Source organism: Spirosoma soli, assembly GCF_042684525.1.
In the GTDB taxonomy this organism is placed as follows: Bacteria; Bacteroidota; Bacteroidia; order Cytophagales; family Spirosomataceae; genus Spirosoma; species Spirosoma soli.
The window spans coordinates 57850-76939 of sequence record NZ_JBHULN010000022.1 but is presented as its reverse complement, the minus strand read 5'-3'; the positions used below and the strand labels follow the sequence as shown (position 1 = coordinate 76939).

At 48.5% G+C, this 19090-nt stretch carries 18 protein-coding genes; 7 read left to right on the top strand and 11 right to left on the bottom strand.

Annotated elements, in window-relative coordinates; translation table 11 throughout:
- Positions 1-127: 127 nt before the first annotated feature.
- The 4 genes from ACFSUS_RS25105 to sucD all read right to left on the bottom strand — a co-directional run bounded on the left by ACFSUS_RS25105 (position 128) and on the right by sucD (position 4282).
- Positions 128-1102, bottom strand: a complete 975-nt coding sequence (locus ACFSUS_RS25105; protein WP_381527078.1) for a PorP/SprF family type IX secretion system membrane protein — start codon at positions 1100-1102, stop codon at positions 128-130.
- Between the two features lie 183 nt (positions 1103-1285).
- Positions 1286-2086 carry a uroporphyrinogen-III synthase gene (locus ACFSUS_RS25100; protein ID WP_381527075.1) on the bottom strand — a complete coding sequence of 267 codons (801 nt, stop codon included), beginning with the start codon at positions 2084-2086 and terminating at the stop codon, positions 1286-1288.
- Positions 2087-2186: 100 nt separating this feature from the next.
- Entirely contained in the window at positions 2187-3404 is a 1218-nt protein-coding gene (locus ACFSUS_RS25095) for a DUF4271 domain-containing protein (protein WP_381527073.1), read from the bottom strand.
- Positions 3404-4282 carry a succinate--CoA ligase subunit alpha gene (gene sucD, locus ACFSUS_RS25090; RefSeq protein WP_381527071.1) on the bottom strand — a complete coding sequence of 293 codons (879 nt, stop codon included), beginning with the start codon at positions 4280-4282 and terminating at the stop codon, positions 3404-3406. Before sucD ends, ACFSUS_RS25095 begins: the two co-directional genes overlap by 1 nt.
- Here sucD and ACFSUS_RS25085 point away from each other — a divergent pair.
- Together ACFSUS_RS25085 and ACFSUS_RS25080 are read left to right on the top strand one after the other, a co-directional pair.
- Positions 4281-5024, top strand: coding sequence for a hypothetical protein (locus tag ACFSUS_RS25085; protein ID WP_381527069.1), 744 nt, complete (start codon positions 4281-4283; stop codon positions 5022-5024). The two genes, sucD and ACFSUS_RS25085, sit on opposite strands and share 2 nt — an antisense overlap.
- 89 nt (positions 5025-5113) lie before the next feature.
- A complete protein-coding gene (locus ACFSUS_RS25080; protein WP_381527067.1) occupies positions 5114-6217 on the top strand; it encodes a DNA topoisomerase IB in 1104 nt (367 codons plus the stop codon).
- Here ACFSUS_RS25080 and ACFSUS_RS25075 read toward each other — a convergent pair.
- The 3 genes from ACFSUS_RS25075 to ACFSUS_RS25065 all read right to left on the bottom strand — a co-directional run bounded on the left by ACFSUS_RS25075 (position 6214) and on the right by ACFSUS_RS25065 (position 8658).
- The gene (locus ACFSUS_RS25075) at positions 6214-6903 is read right to left on the bottom strand and encodes a DUF421 domain-containing protein (protein ID WP_381527065.1); all 690 of its coding nucleotides are present in this window, start codon (positions 6901-6903) and stop codon (positions 6214-6216) included. The genes ACFSUS_RS25080 and ACFSUS_RS25075 overlap by 4 nt on opposite strands.
- A 77-nt stretch (positions 6904-6980) precedes the next feature.
- A complete protein-coding gene (locus tag ACFSUS_RS25070) occupies positions 6981-7190 on the bottom strand; it encodes a DUF2188 domain-containing protein (RefSeq protein WP_381527063.1) in 210 nt (69 codons plus the stop codon).
- Between the two features lie 79 nt (positions 7191-7269).
- Positions 7270-8658, bottom strand: a complete 1389-nt coding sequence (locus tag ACFSUS_RS25065; protein ID WP_381527061.1) for a TolC family protein — start codon at positions 8656-8658, stop codon at positions 7270-7272.
- Positions 8659-8765: 107 nt separating this feature from the next.
- Here ACFSUS_RS25065 and ACFSUS_RS25060 point away from each other — a divergent pair, with 107 nt between their 5' ends.
- Positions 8766-10397, top strand: coding sequence for an amidohydrolase (locus ACFSUS_RS25060; RefSeq protein ID WP_381527059.1), 1632 nt, complete (start codon positions 8766-8768; stop codon positions 10395-10397).
- Between the two features lie 92 nt (positions 10398-10489).
- Here ACFSUS_RS25060 and ACFSUS_RS25055 read toward each other — a convergent pair whose 3' ends face one another.
- The 3 genes from ACFSUS_RS25055 to ACFSUS_RS25045 form a co-directional block, all read right to left on the bottom strand.
- On the bottom strand, positions 10490-11305 hold the full coding sequence (locus ACFSUS_RS25055) for a helix-turn-helix domain-containing protein (protein WP_381527057.1): 816 nt from the start codon (positions 11303-11305) through the stop codon (positions 10490-10492).
- A gap of 44 nt (positions 11306-11349) precedes the next feature.
- Positions 11350-11808 carry a 3-oxoacyl-ACP synthase gene (locus ACFSUS_RS25050; protein ID WP_381527055.1) on the bottom strand — a complete coding sequence of 153 codons (459 nt, stop codon included), beginning with the start codon at positions 11806-11808 and terminating at the stop codon, positions 11350-11352.
- 100 nt (positions 11809-11908) lie between these two features.
- Positions 11909-13636, bottom strand: a complete 1728-nt coding sequence (locus ACFSUS_RS25045; RefSeq protein WP_381527053.1) for a GMC oxidoreductase — start codon at positions 13634-13636, stop codon at positions 11909-11911.
- A 134-nt stretch (positions 13637-13770) separates the two neighbouring features.
- Between ACFSUS_RS25045 and ACFSUS_RS25040 the strand changes: the two genes are divergently transcribed.
- The 4 genes from ACFSUS_RS25040 (at position 13771) to hpf (ending at position 17553) form a co-directional block, all read left to right on the top strand.
- Positions 13771-14625 carry an SDR family oxidoreductase gene (locus ACFSUS_RS25040; RefSeq protein ID WP_381527050.1) on the top strand — a complete coding sequence of 285 codons (855 nt, stop codon included), beginning with the start codon at positions 13771-13773 and terminating at the stop codon, positions 14623-14625.
- Between the two features lie 39 nt (positions 14626-14664).
- A complete protein-coding gene (locus ACFSUS_RS25035) occupies positions 14665-15531 on the top strand; it encodes an SDR family oxidoreductase (RefSeq protein ID WP_381527048.1) in 867 nt (288 codons plus the stop codon).
- A gap of 83 nt (positions 15532-15614) precedes the next feature.
- On the top strand, positions 15615-16973 hold the full coding sequence (locus tag ACFSUS_RS25030; protein WP_381527046.1) for a cytochrome P450: 1359 nt from the start codon (positions 15615-15617) through the stop codon (positions 16971-16973).
- Between the two features lie 205 nt (positions 16974-17178).
- Complete coding sequence (gene hpf, locus ACFSUS_RS25025) at positions 17179-17553, top strand: ribosome hibernation-promoting factor, HPF/YfiA family (RefSeq protein ID WP_381527044.1); 375 nt, start codon at positions 17179-17181, stop codon at positions 17551-17553.
- Between the two features lie 107 nt (positions 17554-17660).
- Here the strand turns inward: hpf and metK are convergent, their stop codons facing one another.
- Entirely contained in the window at positions 17661-18938 is a 1278-nt protein-coding gene (gene metK, locus ACFSUS_RS25020; RefSeq protein ID WP_381527145.1) for a methionine adenosyltransferase, read from the bottom strand.
- Positions 18939-19090 lie beyond the last annotated feature (152 nt).

Sequence of the window (19090 nt, the reverse complement as noted above, 5' to 3'; positions counted from 1 at the left end):
TGCCTTTCTGTATTGGAAAGGCCAATTCCCAAAAATAGATCACTAAATGCAAACAGCCTAACAAGAATATTGCCAAAATGTTGGTACCTCTTGCTGGCATCCTGAAAGGATACAATTTTCTATTTTTTTAGTACCTAAACCGGGGCGTCCTGATAATTGGCTTCTTACGGGCATCCGGAACCGGCAACGCATAAGCCAATAAAATCTCATGAGAAGTCGCGCTCTTCACTTGAGCACCCACAGCCGTGACATCTAATGAATACCCAACTCGTAACGCATTATTTCGCATCAGGTTTATACCCGCCGTTGCCATGATTGCGTCGCCGAATCGGTAACCAACACCACCCCAAATCCGGTTATCGTACGTACCAACTACGTTAAATGTAGCCGTTGAGTTTTCGATGCCAGTTTTAGTAGCGTATTGAACCAAAATAGAAGGCTGTACATCAATATTATAACCTAGCCCTAATCGGTAACCGGCCGTCAAGTAAACATTCGGATTGAGGGGGTCGGTCGAGCGTTCGGTAATCAGCGTGTAGGTAGTTTGGTTGATGTGCTTCACGCTAACGCCCAGCCAATAATCAGTTGTATTGTAATAAACGCCTGCACCGACATCAAGTCTGGCCTGACTAACACGCCCAGTTGGAATAGATGGGTCATCTGGAACGTTAGGCCGAAACAAATCATAATCCAGTCCTTTACTTAAAAAACCAGCCTGTATACCTAACGACAGCGTACCATCCTTCAACGGCATTCGGTATGCATATGCCACCTGAACGGCCTGTTGGAAATTAGCAGCCGCTTTGTCATTGAATGCATATATGCCGATACCGCTTTTAATTTTGGCAAGTGGCATATTAAACGATATAAGCTGGGTGCTCTGGGTTCCCCCTTCATCGCCAACGGTTGTTTGATAACCCGCATATTGTACCCGCTGCGTTATCTGCACCCGTGAAACCCCCTCAGACCCGACAGCTGCCGGATTATAGTAGACGGGGTTGTACATGTACATACTCAGCTGCGGATCGAGCGTTTGAGCCCAGACAGTCTGTACAGACCCGGCCAATAGCATAAAAGCATAAACGTAGAATGTGCGAATCATACAACCAAAGCGAAATTCAAAACTACCAACGCCAAATTAACGTCATCAGCGCTCATTTATACAATCATATTTTACAACTAAACGCCTGTCAGGTCAAATTATTGGACCAAAATAAAGGCTGAATGCCGGAAGTGAGCGTGTGTACCCAGTTACCGGCATCCAGCCTTTGTATAACGTCTACTTTTACTGATTGTTGGCCTTTTTGATGTACAGATCCAAAGCACCTGTCATAGAGGGAGCATTAGGTAATGGAGCCTCAATATCAAGGGTTAAACCAGCCTCAGTAATAGCTTTGGCAGTAGTGGGCCCAAAAGCGGCAAGCCGAGTACCGTTTTGCTTAAAATCAGGAAAATTATGTAAGAGCGAACTCACTCCTGATGGGCTGAAGAACGCAATAATATCGTAGCTATGAATGTCCAGATCCGACAAATCCGTGGGTACTGTGTCATACATCACCGCTTCGGTAAAATGCAGGCCACTGGTATCCATGAATTCGGGTATATCGTTCCGACGAATGTTCGAGCATGGAAACAAAAACTTTTCGTTCTTGTGCTTCTTGATTAAGTCGAAGAGTTCGGTAGCTGTTTTCGTGCCATTAAAGATCTTACGCTTCCGAATGACAATGTACTTTTGAAGATAGTTAGCCGTCTGCTCAGAGATGCAGAAGTATTTCATGTCGGCTGGCACTTCAATTCGACCTTCCTGACAAATCCGGAAAAAATGATCAATGGCATTACGGCTTGTAAAAATAATAGCCGTGTGCGCCAGGATATTGATCTTCTGACGACGGAAATCCTTATACGACTCACCCTGTATCTGGATAAAGGGGCGAAAATCAATATGAAGATTGTATTTGCTAACTAAATCAAAATAAGGAGATTTTTCGTCGGCGGGGCGGGATTGGGTTACTAACAGCCGGGTTACTTTCGTGAGCCGGCCTGGCGTGGCCCGGTCTTGGGTGGATTGCATGCTGGTCTCGTTCATTGAATCTCTACTCGTTTCGATAGTCAGTGCTCAGTAGCAGAACCTTATTTGACGCTACTGCTACCTGTTCACCGCTCACCTTTTACTGAAAACTCATTCATCACAGTGCAAACCGCAAACCAATGATGAGTGGAATCAATTCAACAATACAAAGGTAAGAAAATAAATAAAGATTCTTGATAGGCTCCATACTGCGTATGACTAAGTAAAGTAATGTTAATCGGGCCATATAGAATCCGATTAGCGGCAGAAACAGGAGACTCTCTGACCAGACCAGTTCTGATACATTGTAAGATACAACCGCTAACACCAGTGTCAGCAAGGTAAAAAACAGAAGAGAGGACTGTATTATTTTGAAAAAATGGACATTGATAATGCTCTGTAACTTATACAGTCCACCAAACACTTCCAGCATCACATACTTTCCTATGAGGCTCAAGAAGGTTAATCCGCTCAGTAAGAAGTACTCGCCCGCTAACCAACCGAATCGCTGCTCACCTACTAACAGTGTCCGGGATGCAAATACGTCGAGGTTACGGCTTTGCACAAACATGATTAGGTAAGCAACAATAAAGCTCAGATTGAGCGTAAACAAGACGTTAGTGCTACTTAGTGGCCGGTTGATTAGAAATGATTCTTCCTGAGCTCTCAGCGACACCAGATCACGGAAACTATAAAAGCGGAGAAAAGCCCGATGATAGAAGGTGAACAAAAAGGCATGCGTTGCCAACAGAAACAGCAGCCCTAAACTTAAAAAATTGTCGTAGTTAGCTTGTGGGCGGGGCCGAACACTTAAATTATCATCACGCAAAACAACGGGTTTCTGCGTAGATGATTTTGGGTAACCGATAAATAATTGTTTGTCGCTTAAGCCAGGAACGCCGTACAGCGTAATAAAAATCTCGGGTTGACGATAAACTCGAAAAAGACTATCAATGCTCAATACCTGCCATTGATTTGCCCGAAGTTTACGTTTTAGAGCCGCATTAATGAAGAGATATCCATCCTGCTGTGTAGAAATCAGTAAGCTATAATGCCGATTGCTTTCCAGATCTACGTAAGCACTCAGTGCCGTCTGGTCGGCATGTTGTTCGAGGATGTAAGGAACGTACGCCTTAGCGCCTTCATCATACACCAGGAAGTCGTCACGAAAATTGTGTACAGGATAGTAGCGGCCTTCGGGCCCAATACCACCACTGCCACGCGGTTGGGCAACGAGTGAAAGAGAAAAGGAGAGAAAAACCGCAATAGTCAGGACGGCTACCCAATACAAAAACGCTACCCTTTCTCTCGTTTGCTCTCTCACTCGTTCACTCATTAATTTTTCCCTAACGCCTTCAGCATAGTGTCGCCGATGAGGGCAGGTGATTCAACAACGTGAATACCACATTCACGCATAATGGCCATTTTAGCAGCTGCTGTATCATCAGCTCCACCAACAATGGCACCGGCATGGCCCATCCGGCGACCTTTTGGCGCGGTCTGACCAGCAATGAAACCGACTACTGGCTTACGATTACCGTCGGCTTTAATCCAGCGGGCAGCTTCGGCCTCCATACCTCCACCAATTTCACCGATCATGACAATGGCTTCGGTTTCGGGGTCGTTCATGAGCAGTTCTACAGCCTGCTTGGTTGTTGTTCCAATAATTGGGTCGCCCCCAATACCGATTGCGGTCGACTGACCTAACCCTGCTTTGGTAAGTTGGTCGACGGCCTCATAAGTCAACGTACCTGACTTAGAAACAATACCAATTGTGCCTTTCTTGAAAATGAAGCCTGGCATGATACCAACTTTACACTCCTCGGCCGTCATAACGCCGGGGCAGTTAGGCCCAATTAACCGTACTTCTTTGTCGGACAGGTAATTTTTCACGGCTACCATATCTTCCGTCGGAATACCTTCGGTGATACAGATAATGACCCCAATTCCTGCTTCGGCCGCTTCCATGATGGCATCGGCAGCAAACGCGGGAGGTACGAAAATGATGGACACATTGGCCCCCGCCTGGTCAACAGCCTGCTGAACAGTATTGAAAACGGGACGGTCGAGGTGAGTTTGCCCACCTTTGCCGGGCGTTACGCCCCCGACGACGTTAGTGCCGTATTCGATCATCTGCTGGGCGTGAAAACTGCCCTCCGAGCCAGTGAAGCCCTGGACGATAACTTTGGAGTCTTTGTTGACTAAAACACTCATGACGGTTTGTAAATCGTTGGCGATGCAGTTAATAAAACGTAGTGTCAATGATAAAAAACATCAGCACCTCAGCGTTACTCAGGAGGGCTTTTTGCTTGCCATCAATGGCTTTACGTCTGTAAAAAAGTTGGGCAAAAGTAGCCGAAACTTCGTAAATTACGAGATGATTTTTTCGCACATTCTCTCCGGTTCTATTTTGGCCGGAGCAGGCATCGGGATATTCTGGCACTTCTTTGGTCAGATTTCTCTATTTAACCGGCTGCTTTGGGGGTTCTTTGTACTGACGACCTCATTGGCTGCGCTGATTGGCGTTATGGTATATGCGGGCAATCAATCGCTCGAACCGCTACACCGCTCCATGATTGTATTATCTGACTCGCTGGGGGTTGTGTCTGTCGTTACAGCAGTGTATGCCCTGCTTAATCAGCGGACTCTTTCCCTCATAACCTTCGTAACGACTATACTTTTTGGGCTACTTCTGTTCATAAGTCTGTTACTGCCCGAGGTTCGGGTGTTTACGCCCGTTGTGCCATCACTAGGTATTCTTATATTGATGCTGCTGGCCGTGTTTTCGCTACTCGAACGTAACAAACGCGGCTTATGGGTCGTGTTGGCAGCCATGATGATGGGATTAGCCACTAAAGCCGATGCTTTTGATGGTTTTATTCACCCCACAGATTTTTTCCATTACGCAAACACGCTAGCGTTGTGGTTTTTCGGTAAAGCGGCTGAACGGCGATAAACATAAATCCAATTCCGGTGTTCGAGTAACGACGTACGAATAACCTGTAACCCAGAAATCGTATCGCATAACTCGAAAATTGCAATTCAATGCCTGTGGATTTATTAGAGCTGGCCCATAATCCGGTAAAAACAGCCAGAGCAGCCCGGCTCGTGTACATGAACGACACGATGCCCGGCATCAGCCGTCGGCGCAACGGTGATCACTTTATCTATCTTGGTCCAGAAGGCCAGCAGATAGATGATGAAGAAACCTTAGCGCGCATTCGCAGCATGGCGCTGCCTCCAGCCTGGGAGAACGTTTGGATTAGCCCCAAGGCGAATGGCCATTTACAGGCAACCGGCATTGATACCAAAAATCGCAAGCAGTACCGCTATCACACCAACTGGAATGCCATCCGGAGCGAAACAAAGTTTTTTCGGATGGTAGCTTTTGGCGAGGCTTTACCCCTGTTGCGAGCCCGCTTAGACAAAGATTTGAAACAACGTATACTGTCGCGGGAAAAAGTGATTGCCATTGCCTTGAGCGTCATGGAGCAAACACTGATTCGGGTAGGTAATGCCGCCTATGAAAAAGAATACGGCTCTTATGGCTTAACGACGCTTAAGGATCGACATGTCAAGCTGGAAGGCCACGACGTTCGATTTAGCTTCAAAGGCAAAAAAGGCATCTACCACGACATTACGCTGCATGACCGGCGCCTGTCGGCCTTAGTAAAGGCTTGTCGTGACATTCCAGGTAAGGAGTTGTTCCAATATTTAGACGAAAAAGGTGATCGTCATTCCATCGACTCGGGCATGGTTAACGAATACCTGCACGAAACGATGGGCAGCGACTTCTCAGCCAAAGACTTCCGTACCTGGGCTGGCACCGTGAACGCCCTGCGGCTGTTGGTTGAGCTGGAGCCTTGCGAAACAGAAAAAGAGCTGAAGAAAAACGTGAATACGGTGCTCGATGAAGTGTCGCATCAATTAGGCAACACCCGTACAGTTTGCCGAAAACATTACGTGCACCCACAGATCCTGGAAGCCTACGAATGCCGGGATCTGAACCCGTACATCGAGCACAAAAACCGCTTTCGGCAAACCAGCCCACATGGTTTGGACGGCGTCGAGAAGTTGTTGCTTAAGTTTTTGAAAGACCAGGTTAAGAAAGTAGTAAAAAGCCCGAGTGCTAAAAAAGCAGTGGCTTAATGCATCGCCTTGACCCAGTGCTGATGTGTACAGTTTGAGCAGGTAGGCTGGTCGTTTACCCCCAATGTTTCGATGTGCCCGCAATTTGTACAGGCATAGGTACCGGAATGTTCAATTTCTTCGGAAAACTCCTGCAAGGCTTTGGGCAAAACAGGTAATCCAGCTTTGATATCCGTTTTCGGATAAGGAAAGACGCTAACCTCTCCGGTTGGTTCAAGAATAGCGGTCTGCACTTCTCCTAGCTGTTTAATACCGGCTAAACGCAGGGCAGTAAACAGTTCATCCTGCGTGATATCCTCCTGTTTGAAATTCTTGACCAGGATACAGCCGTTCTCGATTACATAAACGGGTCTACCCTCCAGAAATTCGCGAACCGTCCGGTTGCGGTCTGATATTCGCGTAATGAGTTTGTAGCACCCCATCATGACTATGAATACCACCACGGCTGAGAGTAGCGGTACGTCGTGGTAGAACATAGGATCGCCGGCGGCTGAGCCTAACCCTATAACAAGCACCAATTCAAATACTGACAATTGCTTAATCTGGCGCTTACCAGAGATTTTCAGGGCGAGTAGGAGCACCGAAAACATGACCAGCGTCCGAAACGCCACTTCGCCCAGGTATAGCCACGGGAATTGGTCAATAAACATTCGCTCCCAATCAAAGGGCTGAACGGGTTCCTGCATATCTGGTTAGTAAAGAGAATGGAGTAATTAAACAAAAAAGGTAACCCTGAGCAGACAACTACCAGGCTTACCTTTTCTTATTTTTTGTTTTCGGGTGCGTTGTCCTTACGTATCTTAATTCCTCGCTTCAGGGCCCATTCCTCCGCTTTGGCAGTCGCAATAGCGATGGATTTCTGATCGTCGTTTCCTTCGGCAAGCAGTGCATTGGCAATCTCAATAGCCTTGTTACGAACAGGTGCCATGAAGTTTTTCAACGAATTAGGGTATTCTTTTTTATTGTATGGCATAGCGGTTGACCAGTTGTTGAATTAATTAGGCTATCTATTAACCGTCTAACTAACAGACTGTTCAGCTTGCCATACAAGCTTACTGCCCTAACTCCTGAGTAATGGTACTGCTTAGGCGTAGCAACTCTATTTCGGCAGCTTTTGCATTGTATTCAGCCTCAATCAAACGGGTCTGAGCATTAATAGCATTGCGTTGTACATCGCGAAACTCGACAAACGTTGAGTTACCGATTCGGTAGCGGTCATAAGCAATGTCGACGTTCTGATTAGCCAGCTGATTATTCTGAATTTCCAGATTCAGCAGCGCTAAGCTATTACGATAGACCTGATACGTTTGGGTTAGCGCCGATTGAAGTTGCAACCGCTGGTCGCTCTCCTGATTCTGGGCGATCAATGTACTAACGCGGGCATTCTGAATTTGGCGTTTTAAATTGAAGCCGTTGAAGATAGGAATCGTAGCTTGCAGGTTATATGTCAAAGCGCCAGTCCGGCCCGTACGAATACCAAATCCCCCTTGGTTATCAACCAACTGATAGTTATACCCCGTTTGGGCAGTCACTACAGGCAGTTGCTGAGCGTTAGCCAGTCGCAGGTTAATATCCGCCAACGTACGATTTAACACGGCCGTGGCCAATAAGGGGTTGTTCGTCATCAGCGATTGTTGCAACGGGGCCAACTGAAGGTCTGGCCGAACAATGATTGTATCTCGAACGGCAAATTCCGCCTGCGGGTCACGAATCAATAGTGTGTTCAGTAAAACCTTTGCATTCCGTAAGGCTTGCTCCTGCGACAGCAAAGCCGCGCTATCGGTGTTGTAATCCACCTGGGCGCTTAGGAAATCCACTTTAGAGCGCGTACCAACTTCATAGTTAGCCCGGGCTAGTTCGAGTCGTTCACGCGAAATATCGAGGGCCTGGCTGAAGGCAATCAATCGTTGAAGCTGCCGAACAACGTCATAATAACTGGTCGCAACGCTGGCAATGGTCGCTTCTACGTTAGCCCGGGTCGTTACGCTGCTCACTTGCAGTAACTGCCGGAGTTGTGTATACAGTGCACTTCGGGCATAGCCATTAAAAACTGTGTAATTTATATTGAACCCTAAATTAGTGGTCCGGTTAAAAACGCCACGGGCTTCCCGCGGAGGGCTGAGTCCGTCCAGATACGTTTGCCGAAAGTTTTGAAGCCCACCGTTTGAGCCAAGGTTACCCGTCAGGGATGGTAAGTACCCTGCATTGCCTTTCGTATAATTATTACGGGCAATTTGTTCCTGCTGCCGATTGATCTGAACTTGATAGTTCTTCTCAACAGACTGGCCAATAGCCTGTTGAAGAGTGAGCAGCTCGCCGGGCTGAGGAATGGTAGCAACTGTAAAGGTTCGTTGCTGAGCGCGTTGAATGGCATTTTGGGGTTGTTGAGCAAACGCCGGAAGAGATAAGCAAGCAAAAAGAATCCAACTGCTGAGCTTCATTGAATTGATGTTAACAGCGACAATTAAAGCAAAATTAAGAGAATCTGCGATTGACCGGTTAGCTTATCAACTTTAGCTTATCTTGCAGACTTTCATGATCGTCAACTATGAACCGTTTTTTTCTACTATTATCTGCTTTCTTGCCAGTACTCACGGGCTGTTCGTCCAAGAAAAAAGCTGACCTGCTTATCACCAATGCTCGTATTTACACCGCTGATTCCAGTTTCTCGACCGCGGAAGCTTTCGCTATAAAAGAAGGCAAGTTTGTAGCCGTTGGTTCTGCCAAAGCGTTGTTAGATCAATACGATGCCGACAGCACGGCCGATCTGGATGGGCAACCCATTTACCCCGGCTTCTACGATCCACACGCTCACTTTCTGGGACTAGGGCAAGTGCTCGACCAGGCCGATCTGGTCGGTGCCGAATCGTATGATGAAGTCATCGACCGACTGAAGGCATTTCATCAGAAGCACCCGGACGTATTATGGATTACAGGTCGAGGCTGGGACCAAAACGACTGGGCCGAAAAAGCATTTCCGACCAAAGAAAAGCTGGATGCCGCCTTCCCAAATGTGCCCGTTGCCCTCATGCGGGTAGATGGACACGCCCTGCTGGTTAATTCCAAAGCCCTGCGATTGGCGCAGATTACAGCTGGTTCTAAGCTAACCGGGGGCGAAGTGGTTTTGGCAAACGGCCAGCCCACGGGGGTTCTGGTGGATAATGCCATGCAATTGGTCAAGCGTATTTTGCCTCGACCCGATAATGCCGATAAAGCCCGGATGCTTCTGGCAGCTCAAGCTGCATGTGTTAAGCTGGGTTTAACAACTGTCTCCGATGCGGGAATTAGTCCCGACGAAATTAACCTGATTGATAGTTTGCACAAGGCAGGCAGGCTAAAGATTCGAGACTACGCCATGGTTAGCCTCGGCGAACCGAATTTAAACTACTTCCTGAAACGTGGTCCTTTCCAGACAGACCGCTTAACCGTTCGGTCATTTAAGCTATATGCAGACGGGGCACTGGGGTCAAGAGGAGCTTGTTTACGGAAGCCCTATAGCGATCGCCGAGAAACGGGGGGATTTCTCTTGCTTAGCCCGGCTGAGCTGGAGCGCGTAACTAAGCTTCTGTACGCTTCTAACTTTCAGGCGAACACGCACTGTATCGGTGATTCGGCGAACCATTTGATGCTGGACCTGTATGGTAAACTCTTACAGAAAGCGAATAACCGGCGGTGGCGTATTGAGCATGCGCAAGTTGTTTCGCCCGAAGATTTCTGGAAATTTGGCCGTTATTCAATCATCCCATCGGTTCAGCCGACGCACGCTACGTCGGACATGTACTGGGCCGGAGACCGGCTTGGTGCAATTCGGGTAAAGGGTGCGTATGCTTTTAAGGATCTGATGAAGCAAAACGGTATGATTGCTTTTGGCAGCGACTTTCCAGTAGAAGCCGTTAATCCGCTATTTGGCTTCCATGCCGCCGTCGTGCGTCAGGACGCCAAGAACTTTCCGGCTAAGGGCTACCAAATGGAAAACGCCGTCGACCGTAAGTCGGCTCTACTGGCCATGACCCGATGGGCCGCTTACGCGAACTTCGAAGATCAGCTTCGGGGTAGTATTTCTCCGGGTAAACAAGCTGACTTCGTAGTACTTGACCAAGATATTATGACGGTGCCTAATCCTCAACTCCGTCAAACCAAAGTGAAACAAACCTGGATCGGTGGTGAGCGGGTTTATTGAACTGACTAGCTGACTAGCTTTGAAGCTTACAGACAATAAGCTTCGAAGCTAGTCAGCTCATAGTTGTAGCATTCAGCCTTACTTATAACCTCTTATACTTTCAGCAAAAAGTTGTCGAAACCAATGCTTCCGGCGAAATACGCCGACGGCGTTTGGCCCGTAAAAAGAGAAAACTCACGAATGAAATGAGCCTGATCGTAATATCCCCCTTGGTGTAACACATCATGCCAGTTCTGGTATGTGCCATCGGCAATGGCATTGCGTACCGCCAGAAAACGGGTAATACGCATAAACTGCTTGGGCGACATACCGGTTGTCTGCCGAAAATGCCGCTCAAAGGTCCGCTGCTGTAGCGTTAGCTGCTGTAAAAGCTCAGCGATAGCTATTTGTCCGCCCTGTTGACGAATCAATTCGACGGCTCGTTGCACTCCTTGATTCAAGGGTTTTGCACTAGCCAATCGGCGTAATAAATATGCTTCCAGCACCTGCACTTTAGCGTGGTTGTCGATAGCCCCCAGCACACATTTGCTTAAATGAAGGGCGTCGTCAGGCAAGATGGAGGCAAAATCGACCGTCTGATCGGCTAAGTCAGTTAGATCGATATTCAACAATGCATGTAACCCTATAGGGGTAAAGTAAGCAACTACCGAATAAATGTGGCCATGTAAGATATAGGTGTGTCGGCGGGTAAACGGTCCTACCAGTGCCGTTACGTAGTGTCGGTCAAGTGCACCTACCTCGTCGGGTTTTGTGTTAGCAGTAGCACAGTTGATAGCCAACTGACTCGTGCTGCTGGGAGCAATGAAGTGTTTATGCTGCTGTCCCTCGGCGAATTTTGCATCTACAACGATATATCGTTCGACATACGGCTTCAATATCGCGCAAGGATCGAAGGACAAAAACTCCATACGTATGAAGGTGTTCTATATCTAAGCGGCTATCTTAGATAGTTCTACAATACGTTCAAAACTTGATAAGAGATTTTATTAAAAATAGCACTCTCGCCAAGTTTCTTACCTGCCAGAACGGCTCCAATTGGCGAGGCTGGTGAAATAGCGAAGTAGTCAGCACCCTCAACAACGAGCTTGCCCGCACTGATACTGATAAAAAACGTCCCTCGGTTTGTAATGACTAGGCTACCTGGCTGAACAGTGTCGTAGTGCTTATCGGTATTTAACCGAATCAACTCCTGTTCCAACTTAATGGCTTCGGCCAGCAATTGAGCATGTCGGTCACGCTCGAGCTGAGCCATTGCCCGGCCCGTTTCGTATTTATCACCTGCACTGCTTTTAGATTCCGAATTAGCCGACTCCTGAGCGGCTTCCATTGCTTGCTTAGCAGTAGCAATACGCTGCTGAACGTAGACTTTGCATTGAAAGAAAAGTGCTTGTTTTATATTTAACAGTTCCATAAAACATAAACGCAGCGGAGTGGAGGACTACACAGAGAACACAAAGATATTGTTGCTCTGTTGTCGCTGTGTAAGCCTCCACTCCGCTGTGTTTGTTAACTTATAAATGTCCCTTCTTCATCTCGCTTACCGCATAGTTAGCTGCCCGGGCGGTTAAAGCCATGAACGTAATGGATGGGTTCTGAGTCCCGGTTGATGTCATGGCGGCCCCATCCGTAACGAATACATTCTTAACAGCATGAAGCTGACTGTGTGCGTTGAGCAATGACGTTTTCGGGTCGCGACCCATCCGGACGCCCCCCATTTCGTGGATATCAAGCCCCGGATTCCGGTGATCATCGTAAGGCTTAATGTTCTTGCAGCCAGACTTCTGAAGCATTTCGGCACCTTGCTCCAGAAAATCGTTCATCACTTTGGTGTCGTTGTCAGTGTACCCAATAGACGTTACCAGTTGAGGAATGCCCCAGGGATCTTTCTGCTCAGTGCTGAGCCGGACATGGTTTTCGTAACGCGGCACCGTTTCGGCCTGCATCATCATGAAAACGTGCCACGCTCCGGCATCGCTCAGTTTATCTTTAAAGTTTGCCCCGAAGCCGTCCTGGCTGCTCCCCCGTTGCCAGTTGGCACGAGCCGCACTAAAGGCAACCATGTAGCCGCGCTGAAACCGGGACGCCGGACCGCTCGTTTCCTGTTTATCGACGTTACGAAAATTAGGCATAAACGCCGTTGTGGGGCGACGACCGTAATAATAACCATCCTCAAACCCTTCATAATCAGCAACGATATTACCCCGATAATTATGAAACGCTACGTAACGACCGAGTAGTCCATTATCGTTCCCTAAGCCTTTTGGGAAACGTTTTGATGTAGAGTTAAGTAAGATGAGGTTTGTGTTCAGGCAAGCCGCATTCACGAAGATGATGCGGGCGTAATACTCCGTCATTTGCTTCGTATGCGTATCAATTACCCGCACACCCGTAGCCTTCCCCTTAGCATCGTCGTAAATAATTGAGTGGACAACCGAGTCAGGACGTAACGTAAGTTTGCCTGTCTTGGCTGCCCACGGAATTGTCGATGAGTTACTGCTGAAGTAACCACCGTAAGGACAACCCCGGTAGCACAGGTGTCGTGCCTGGCACTGCGCCCGTCCCTGGTCGTAGTGAATTTGCTTTGGTTCGGTCAGGTGCGCACAACGACCAATGATTACGTGTCGATCTTTGTAACTCTCAGCCACCCGTTTTTGAATGTGTTTCTCAACGCAGTTCAACTCCCAGGGCTTCAAAAATTCGCCGTCGGGCAGGGTCTCCAGTCCGTCTTTGTTGCCACTAATCCCCACAAATTTTTCGACATGGCTGTACCAGGGAGCAATGTCCGGATACCGAATGGGCCAGTCGACAGCGGCTCCGTCGCGGGCGTTTGCTTCAAAGTCAAAGCGGCTCCAGCGTTGCGTCTGGCGCGCCCATATCAACGATTTTCCACCTACCTGGTAGCCCCGAATCCAGTCGAACGGCTTTTCCTGAACGTAGGGGTGCTCGGCGTCCTTTACAAAAAACTGCTGGGTGCCTTCATCCAGGGCGTAGCATTTGGTAGCTATGGGATTTTGCTGGTCGAATGCTTCCGGCATACGGTTTCGGTGTGAAAAATCCCATGGGTTCAGCGTAGCCGTGGGATAATCGACAATATGCCGAACGTCACGTCCCCGTTCTAGCACGAGTGTTTTCAGTCCCTTTTCGCAAAGCTCTTTTGCCGCCCAACCACCGCTTATCCCCGAACCGATCACAATAGCGTCGTAGGTGCGAACAGCTTTTGCATCCCCATTGATATTCATGTCAGTCGCTATTTTCCAGTTACGATATTACAAATTATATCCTAAGCACAAAACCCACCATTTTAATAGATTTCTCAAAACAACCCCTGTTGCTTTTGGCTTATTGTTTGAAAAACCGATTTAGAAGCAACGTTATGGAAACCCAAATTCCTCCTCAACACCAAGACGTTCAGCCGGGTATTCAGGCTGAAATGACCCCACAACCAAAGGTAATTCGATACACCTACCGCGGTACCAATAAACTCAAAGACAAGGTGGCACTCATCACCGGTGGTGATAGCGGCATTGGTCAGGCAGTGGCCGTACATTTTGCCCGCGAGGGTGCCGATGTCGCCATCGTGTATACCGAGCGTGAGGAGGTAGACGCTCAAAAGACCAAAGAACTGGTCGAGGCTGAAGGCCGCCAGATTCTGCTTCTGCCTGGCGATCTGCGAAACCTGGCATTTTGCGAGCAAGCCGTTGAAGATACCGTCCGCCGTTTTGGCAAGTTAAACGTCTTGGTAAACAACGCGGCTCTTCAGCTACAACACAAGAAATTTGAGGAGATGCAGGACGATGACTTGCTTAACACCTTCGAAACCAATATCTATTCTATGTTTCGAGTGACCAAAGCCGCCCTCAAGCACCTGCACGAAGGTGATAGCATCATTAACACGACGTCCGTCACGGCTTACCAGGGCCGCGCCGACTTGCCCGAATACTCGTCGACCAAAGGAGCCATCATGGCGTTTACCCGCGCTTTGTCCGACAATCTGGCCAAGAAAAAGATCAGGGTGAACGGCGTAGCGCCCGGCCCAATCTGGACGCCATTGAACCCGGCTTCTGTTTCAGCGAAAGAAGTGGCCATGTTCGGGAAAGACGTACCGATGAAACGCCCCGGTCAGCCGAGTGAGGTAGCACCCGCTTATGTCTATTTAGCCTCAAAAGACGCTTCGTACGTAACCGGGCAAGTCATTCACCCAAATGGTGGAACTGTCATCAACGGATAAGTTAAGCCTAGCTCCTAACACTCAAATTAACGAAACGTTATGAACGACCAAATGGAAATAGACATCCCGGCACAGCAACAGGACGCTCAACCGGGCATTGAAGCACAGATGAACCCTCAACCAATTTACATCCGCGACGATTACGAGGGTTCGGATAAACTAGTTGATAAAGTGGCCCTCATTACCGGCGGTGATAGCGGTATTGGACGCGCGGTGGCCGTGCATTTCGCCCGCGAAGGGGCCGACGTTGCCATTGTTTATCATCCCCGCGAGGAGGAAGACGCCCAAAAGACAAAACAACTGATTGAAGCCGAAGGACGTCGCAGTCTGCTCATACCCGGCGATCTGCGTAACCTGTCTTTTATTCGGGATGCGGTTGGTAGGGTTATCAGTCACTTTAACCGCATCAACATTCTGGTGAACAATGCCGCCGTTCAGTTTCCGCAGAAAGAGCTCACCGACATTAAAGATGAGGACATGCAGGCAACCTTTGAGACAAACATCCTGGCCATGTTCCGGCTGACAAAGGCGGCTTTACCTCACATGGCCGAGTACGATTGCATCATCAATACAACGTCAGTTACCTCCTATCGGGGTAGCGAAACGCTGCTGGACTACTCGTCTACGAAGGGAGCCATTACGGCCTTTACCCGCTCGTTATCGCAGCACCTGGTTGACCGAAACATTCGGGTTAATGCTGTGGCGCCCGGCCCGATCTGGACACCGCTCATCGTTTCGTCATTTGATCTGGAAAAAATAGCGAAGTTTGGCAAGGATACACCCATGGAACGTCCTGGCCAACCGGCCGAAGTGGCACCAGCGTATGTTTTTCTGGCTTCAGAAGATGCTTCGTACGTAACAGGACAGGTTATGCACATCAACGGTGGCGAGGTTATCAACTCGTAAAACTTTGGTGAAGCCGTGAGCTTCCAACACGTTTGCCGCTTAACTTTAAGGTCGTTCCGGTCTCGTCCAGAACGACCTTTTTTATGGAAACGATCTCTTCACCTACTAGCTCCGTCCCCATTCATCCGGGCATGCCGCTGCTGGGTAATACGCTGGCCTTTCTTCGCGATCCACTGGCCATTTTGCGAACGCTGCAACAACGCTATGACCGCGTTGTTCACCTGCGGATTGGCGGTCGGCATCAGTACCTGGTGCTACGTCCCGACGATTCAAAGCATATCATGCAGGAGAACCACCGCAACTATGGTCGGTCGCCAGCATTTAACGTACTCAAGATTTTTCTGGGAAACGGCCTGCTCACCAGCGACGGCGATTTCTGGAGACGGCAACGTAGATTGGCACAACCGGCGTTTCATCGGCAAAAACTGGCTGTATTAGCCCAAACCATGGTGCAGGAAACAGCCGACTGGGTCGATGAAGTAAAGCAGCACAATCAGCAGCCAGTTAACGTATCACAGGCCTTCATGGACGTAACCATGCGTATTGTCTGCAAGACGTTGTTTGGCTCTGACGTGGTGGGAAAACTCGATGGGTTGTCCTCGGCTTTAGATACATTGCAATACTATGCGAATCAACGCATGTTATCACCAATACGATTTCCGATGAAATGGCCTACGCCCGCTCACCAGCGTTTTCGCCGGGCCAGCGCCTTAGTCGATTCATTTATTTACGGCGTTATCAACCAACGACGGCAGAACAGCACCAGTCAGCACGATGACCTGCTCGATATGTTTCTGAATGCCGAGGATGAAGAAACGGGCGAGCGCATGTCGGACCAGCAATTGCGTGATGAGTGCGTAACGCTGTTTGCCGCAGGTCACGAGACAACCGCTGTATCTATGGCCTGGACACTTCATTTGCTGGCTAACCACCCGGATGTATTAACTCGACTACGTGCCGAAGTGACGTCGGTTGTGGGGGATGCCCCTACCCCATCGGCCGATGTGTTTCGTGCCTTACCTTACACCATGCAGGTTGTACAGGAGTCGTTGCGACTTTATCCACCCGCCTGGATCATGAGCCGTTTGGCGCACCAGGAGGATCATATAGGCCCTTACACCATTCCGGCGGGTGATACGGCTTTGGTGTGTCCGTATCTACTACACCGCGATCCGACTACGTGGCCCGATCCGGAACGATTTGACCCGGATCGCTTTGCACCGGGCCGGGAAAAAGACCGCCATCCGTATGCTTATCTACCTTTTGGGGGTGGACCACGGCTATGCATTGGCAATCAATTCGCCTTGATGGAGATGCAGATTTTGCTGGCTATGGTAGTACGTGAGTTCGATTGCCGGCCAGTGCCTAACCAACGGATAACTCCTCAACCCTTAATAACGTTACGTCCTAAACGGCCTATAATGCTTTATTTAATAAAGTGAAATTACACTTTCTCAAGAACTTTCTTTTACAACTGTTTCACGCTCGCTTATAAACATCAATATTTCAATCGACTAGTCCTTAATGCCATAGTTAGGCGTGAAACACACTTGTATCTTTCGTAGTACGCCTTGACTTTGTGATTCAAATAGCCAAACTTAGACAGTCCATTGATGTTCTGTTTCAATTCACTTAAAAAGCGACACAATGAGACTACAAATTAACGCCGTTCATTTCACGGCCGATCAGAGCCTGTTAGATTTCATCCAGGCTAAACTGAACAAGTTAGACACCTTCCACGACCGCATCGTCAGCGGAGAGGTGTTTCTCCGGCTAGACGGAGCCGATACCAACAAAGTGAAAGAGAAGATCGTAGAGGTCAGGCTCAACATTCCAGGTAAAGAGCTATTCGTCAAAGAGCACGACAAAAGTTTCGAGAGCGCAACGGATCGTGTCCTTGATGTTCTTAAAGACAAACTCGTTCGCTGCAAACAGAAGCGAAACGATTTCTCTAGCCCGGCTATCGTTGAAGCCAAATCCCGAATGAAAGAAGACGAGGTTTTCGAACCCGATGAGTTATAAAACGTAAGTTACAAAAGCAAAAGCCACTCCAAATGGAGTGGCTTTTGCTTTTGTAAAGCGGCTGGAAAGCCACCTAAGCATATTGAGACTGTGGGCGGCTTTACAGCTTATAAACCAAAGGCTTCTTTAATCTTATCAACGAAATCAAGTTTCTCCCAGGTGAATAACTCAACCTCTACTTCTTTCGAGTGACCGTTGGAACCGAATGTTTTCTTTACGACTTCGTTCTTACGTCCCATGTGTCCATAGGCTGCTGTTTCCGAGTAGATCGGGTTACGCAGTTTTAGCCGTTGCTCAATAGCGTAAGGACGCATGTCGAAGATGCTCTCAATCTTGCGGGCGATTTCACCATCGTTTATGTCAACTTTCGCAGTACCATACGTATTTACGTATAAACCACAAGGCTGGGCAACCCCGATGGCATACGACACCTGCACAAGTACTTGGTCACAAAGACCAGCAGCTACCATGTTTTTGGCAATGTGGCGTGTAGCATAAGCTGCCGAACGGTCAACCTTCGAGGGATCTTTACCCGAGAAAGCACCACCACCGTGGGCTCCTTTTCCGCCGTAGGTATCCACAATGATCTTACGACCGGTCAGACCGGTGTCACCATGCGGGCCGCCGATGACGAACTTACCGGTTGGATTGATGTAATACGTGATGTTGTCCGTGAACAGACCGTGTAACTCCGCTTTCTGCGCGGCTTTCACACGCGGGATAACGATGTTGATGATGTCTTCCTTGATTTTCTTCAGCATCGTTTCGTCATCAGCAAAGTCATCATGCTGAGTGGATACAACGATGGTGTCAATGCGAATGGGCTGATGATCGTCCGAGTACTCGATGGTGACCTGCGACTTAGCATCGGGCCGGAGATACGGCATTAGCTGGCTTTCGTTGTTCCGGATGTTAGACATCTCGCGCAGAATGGCGTGCGCTAAATCCAGTGGCAACGGCATGTAGTTGTCGGTTTCGTTCGTAGCGTAACCGAACATCATGCCCTGGTCACCAGCGCCCTGGGCATTTGCACGGGTTTCAAAGTCGTCGTTGGCGACCTCCCGATCAACTCCCTGGTTGATATCCGCTGACTGATCATGCAGCGCCGAGAAAATGCCACACGAGTTTGCTTCGAACATGTACTCGCTCTTAGTATATCCAATCTTACGGATTACTTCGCGGGTGATCTTCTGAACGTCCAGATACGTGTCAGTCTTGATTTCACCAGCCAGTACAACCTGGCCGGTTGTAACCAGCGTTTCGCAAGCTACCTTACTAGATGGGTCAAACGCCAGAAAGTTATCAATCAGAGCGTCGGAGATTTGATCTGCGACTTTGTCAGGGTGTCCTTCAGAGACGGATTCGGAAGTGAAGAGATAAGGCATTGCTGCTCCGTATGACTTGGTTTGAAACTGCAAAGCTACGCGTTTATTGATTGGAGGCAAATTTGGAAGTCATCGAGAAAAGCAATTAAACAGTAATAGTCAGACAAAGCTCTTATTTTTTCTTTCTCAAACACGCTTATGCCCGTAGGCTA

What these genes read in the sequence shown, in the direction of transcription:
- ACFSUS_RS25105 (WP_381527078.1), bottom strand. Translation starts at nt 1,102, where the DNA reads ATGATTCGCACATTCTACGTTTATGCTTTTATGCTATTGGCCGGGTCT.
- ACFSUS_RS25100 (WP_381527075.1), bottom strand. Translation starts at nt 2,086, where the DNA reads ATGAACGAGACCAGCATGCAATCCACCCAAGACCGGGCCACGCCAGGC.
- ACFSUS_RS25095 (WP_381527073.1), bottom strand. Translation starts at nt 3,404, where the DNA reads ATGAGTGAACGAGTGAGAGAGCAAACGAGAGAAAGGGTAGCGTTTTTG.
- ACFSUS_RS25085 (WP_381527069.1), top strand. Translation starts at nt 4,281, where the DNA reads ATGACGGTTTGTAAATCGTTGGCGATGCAGTTAATAAAACGTAGTGTC.
- sucD (WP_381527071.1), bottom strand. Translation starts at nt 4,282, where the DNA reads ATGAGTGTTTTAGTCAACAAAGACTCCAAAGTTATCGTCCAGGGCTTC.
- ACFSUS_RS25080 (WP_381527067.1), top strand. Translation starts at nt 5,114, where the DNA reads ATGCCTGTGGATTTATTAGAGCTGGCCCATAATCCGGTAAAAACAGCC.
- ACFSUS_RS25075 (WP_381527065.1), bottom strand. Translation starts at nt 6,903, where the DNA reads ATGCAGGAACCCGTTCAGCCCTTTGATTGGGAGCGAATGTTTATTGAC.
- ACFSUS_RS25070 (WP_381527063.1), bottom strand. Translation starts at nt 7,190, where the DNA reads ATGCCATACAATAAAAAAGAATACCCTAATTCGTTGAAAAACTTCATG.
- ACFSUS_RS25065 (WP_381527061.1), bottom strand. Translation starts at nt 8,658, where the DNA reads ATGAAGCTCAGCAGTTGGATTCTTTTTGCTTGCTTATCTCTTCCGGCG.
- ACFSUS_RS25060 (WP_381527059.1), top strand. Translation starts at nt 8,766, where the DNA reads ATGAACCGTTTTTTTCTACTATTATCTGCTTTCTTGCCAGTACTCACG.
- ACFSUS_RS25055 (WP_381527057.1), bottom strand. Translation starts at nt 11,305, where the DNA reads ATGGAGTTTTTGTCCTTCGATCCTTGCGCGATATTGAAGCCGTATGTC.
- ACFSUS_RS25050 (WP_381527055.1), bottom strand. Translation starts at nt 11,808, where the DNA reads ATGGAACTGTTAAATATAAAACAAGCACTTTTCTTTCAATGCAAAGTC.
- ACFSUS_RS25045 (WP_381527053.1), bottom strand. Translation starts at nt 13,636, where the DNA reads ATGAATATCAATGGGGATGCAAAAGCTGTTCGCACCTACGACGCTATT.
- ACFSUS_RS25040 (WP_381527050.1), top strand. Translation starts at nt 13,771, where the DNA reads ATGGAAACCCAAATTCCTCCTCAACACCAAGACGTTCAGCCGGGTATT.
- ACFSUS_RS25035 (WP_381527048.1), top strand. Translation starts at nt 14,665, where the DNA reads ATGAACGACCAAATGGAAATAGACATCCCGGCACAGCAACAGGACGCT.
- ACFSUS_RS25030 (WP_381527046.1), top strand. Translation starts at nt 15,615, where the DNA reads ATGGAAACGATCTCTTCACCTACTAGCTCCGTCCCCATTCATCCGGGC.
- hpf (WP_381527044.1), top strand. Translation starts at nt 17,179, where the DNA reads ATGAGACTACAAATTAACGCCGTTCATTTCACGGCCGATCAGAGCCTG.
- metK (WP_381527145.1), bottom strand. Translation starts at nt 18,938, where the DNA reads ATGCCTTATCTCTTCACTTCCGAATCCGTCTCTGAAGGACACCCTGAC.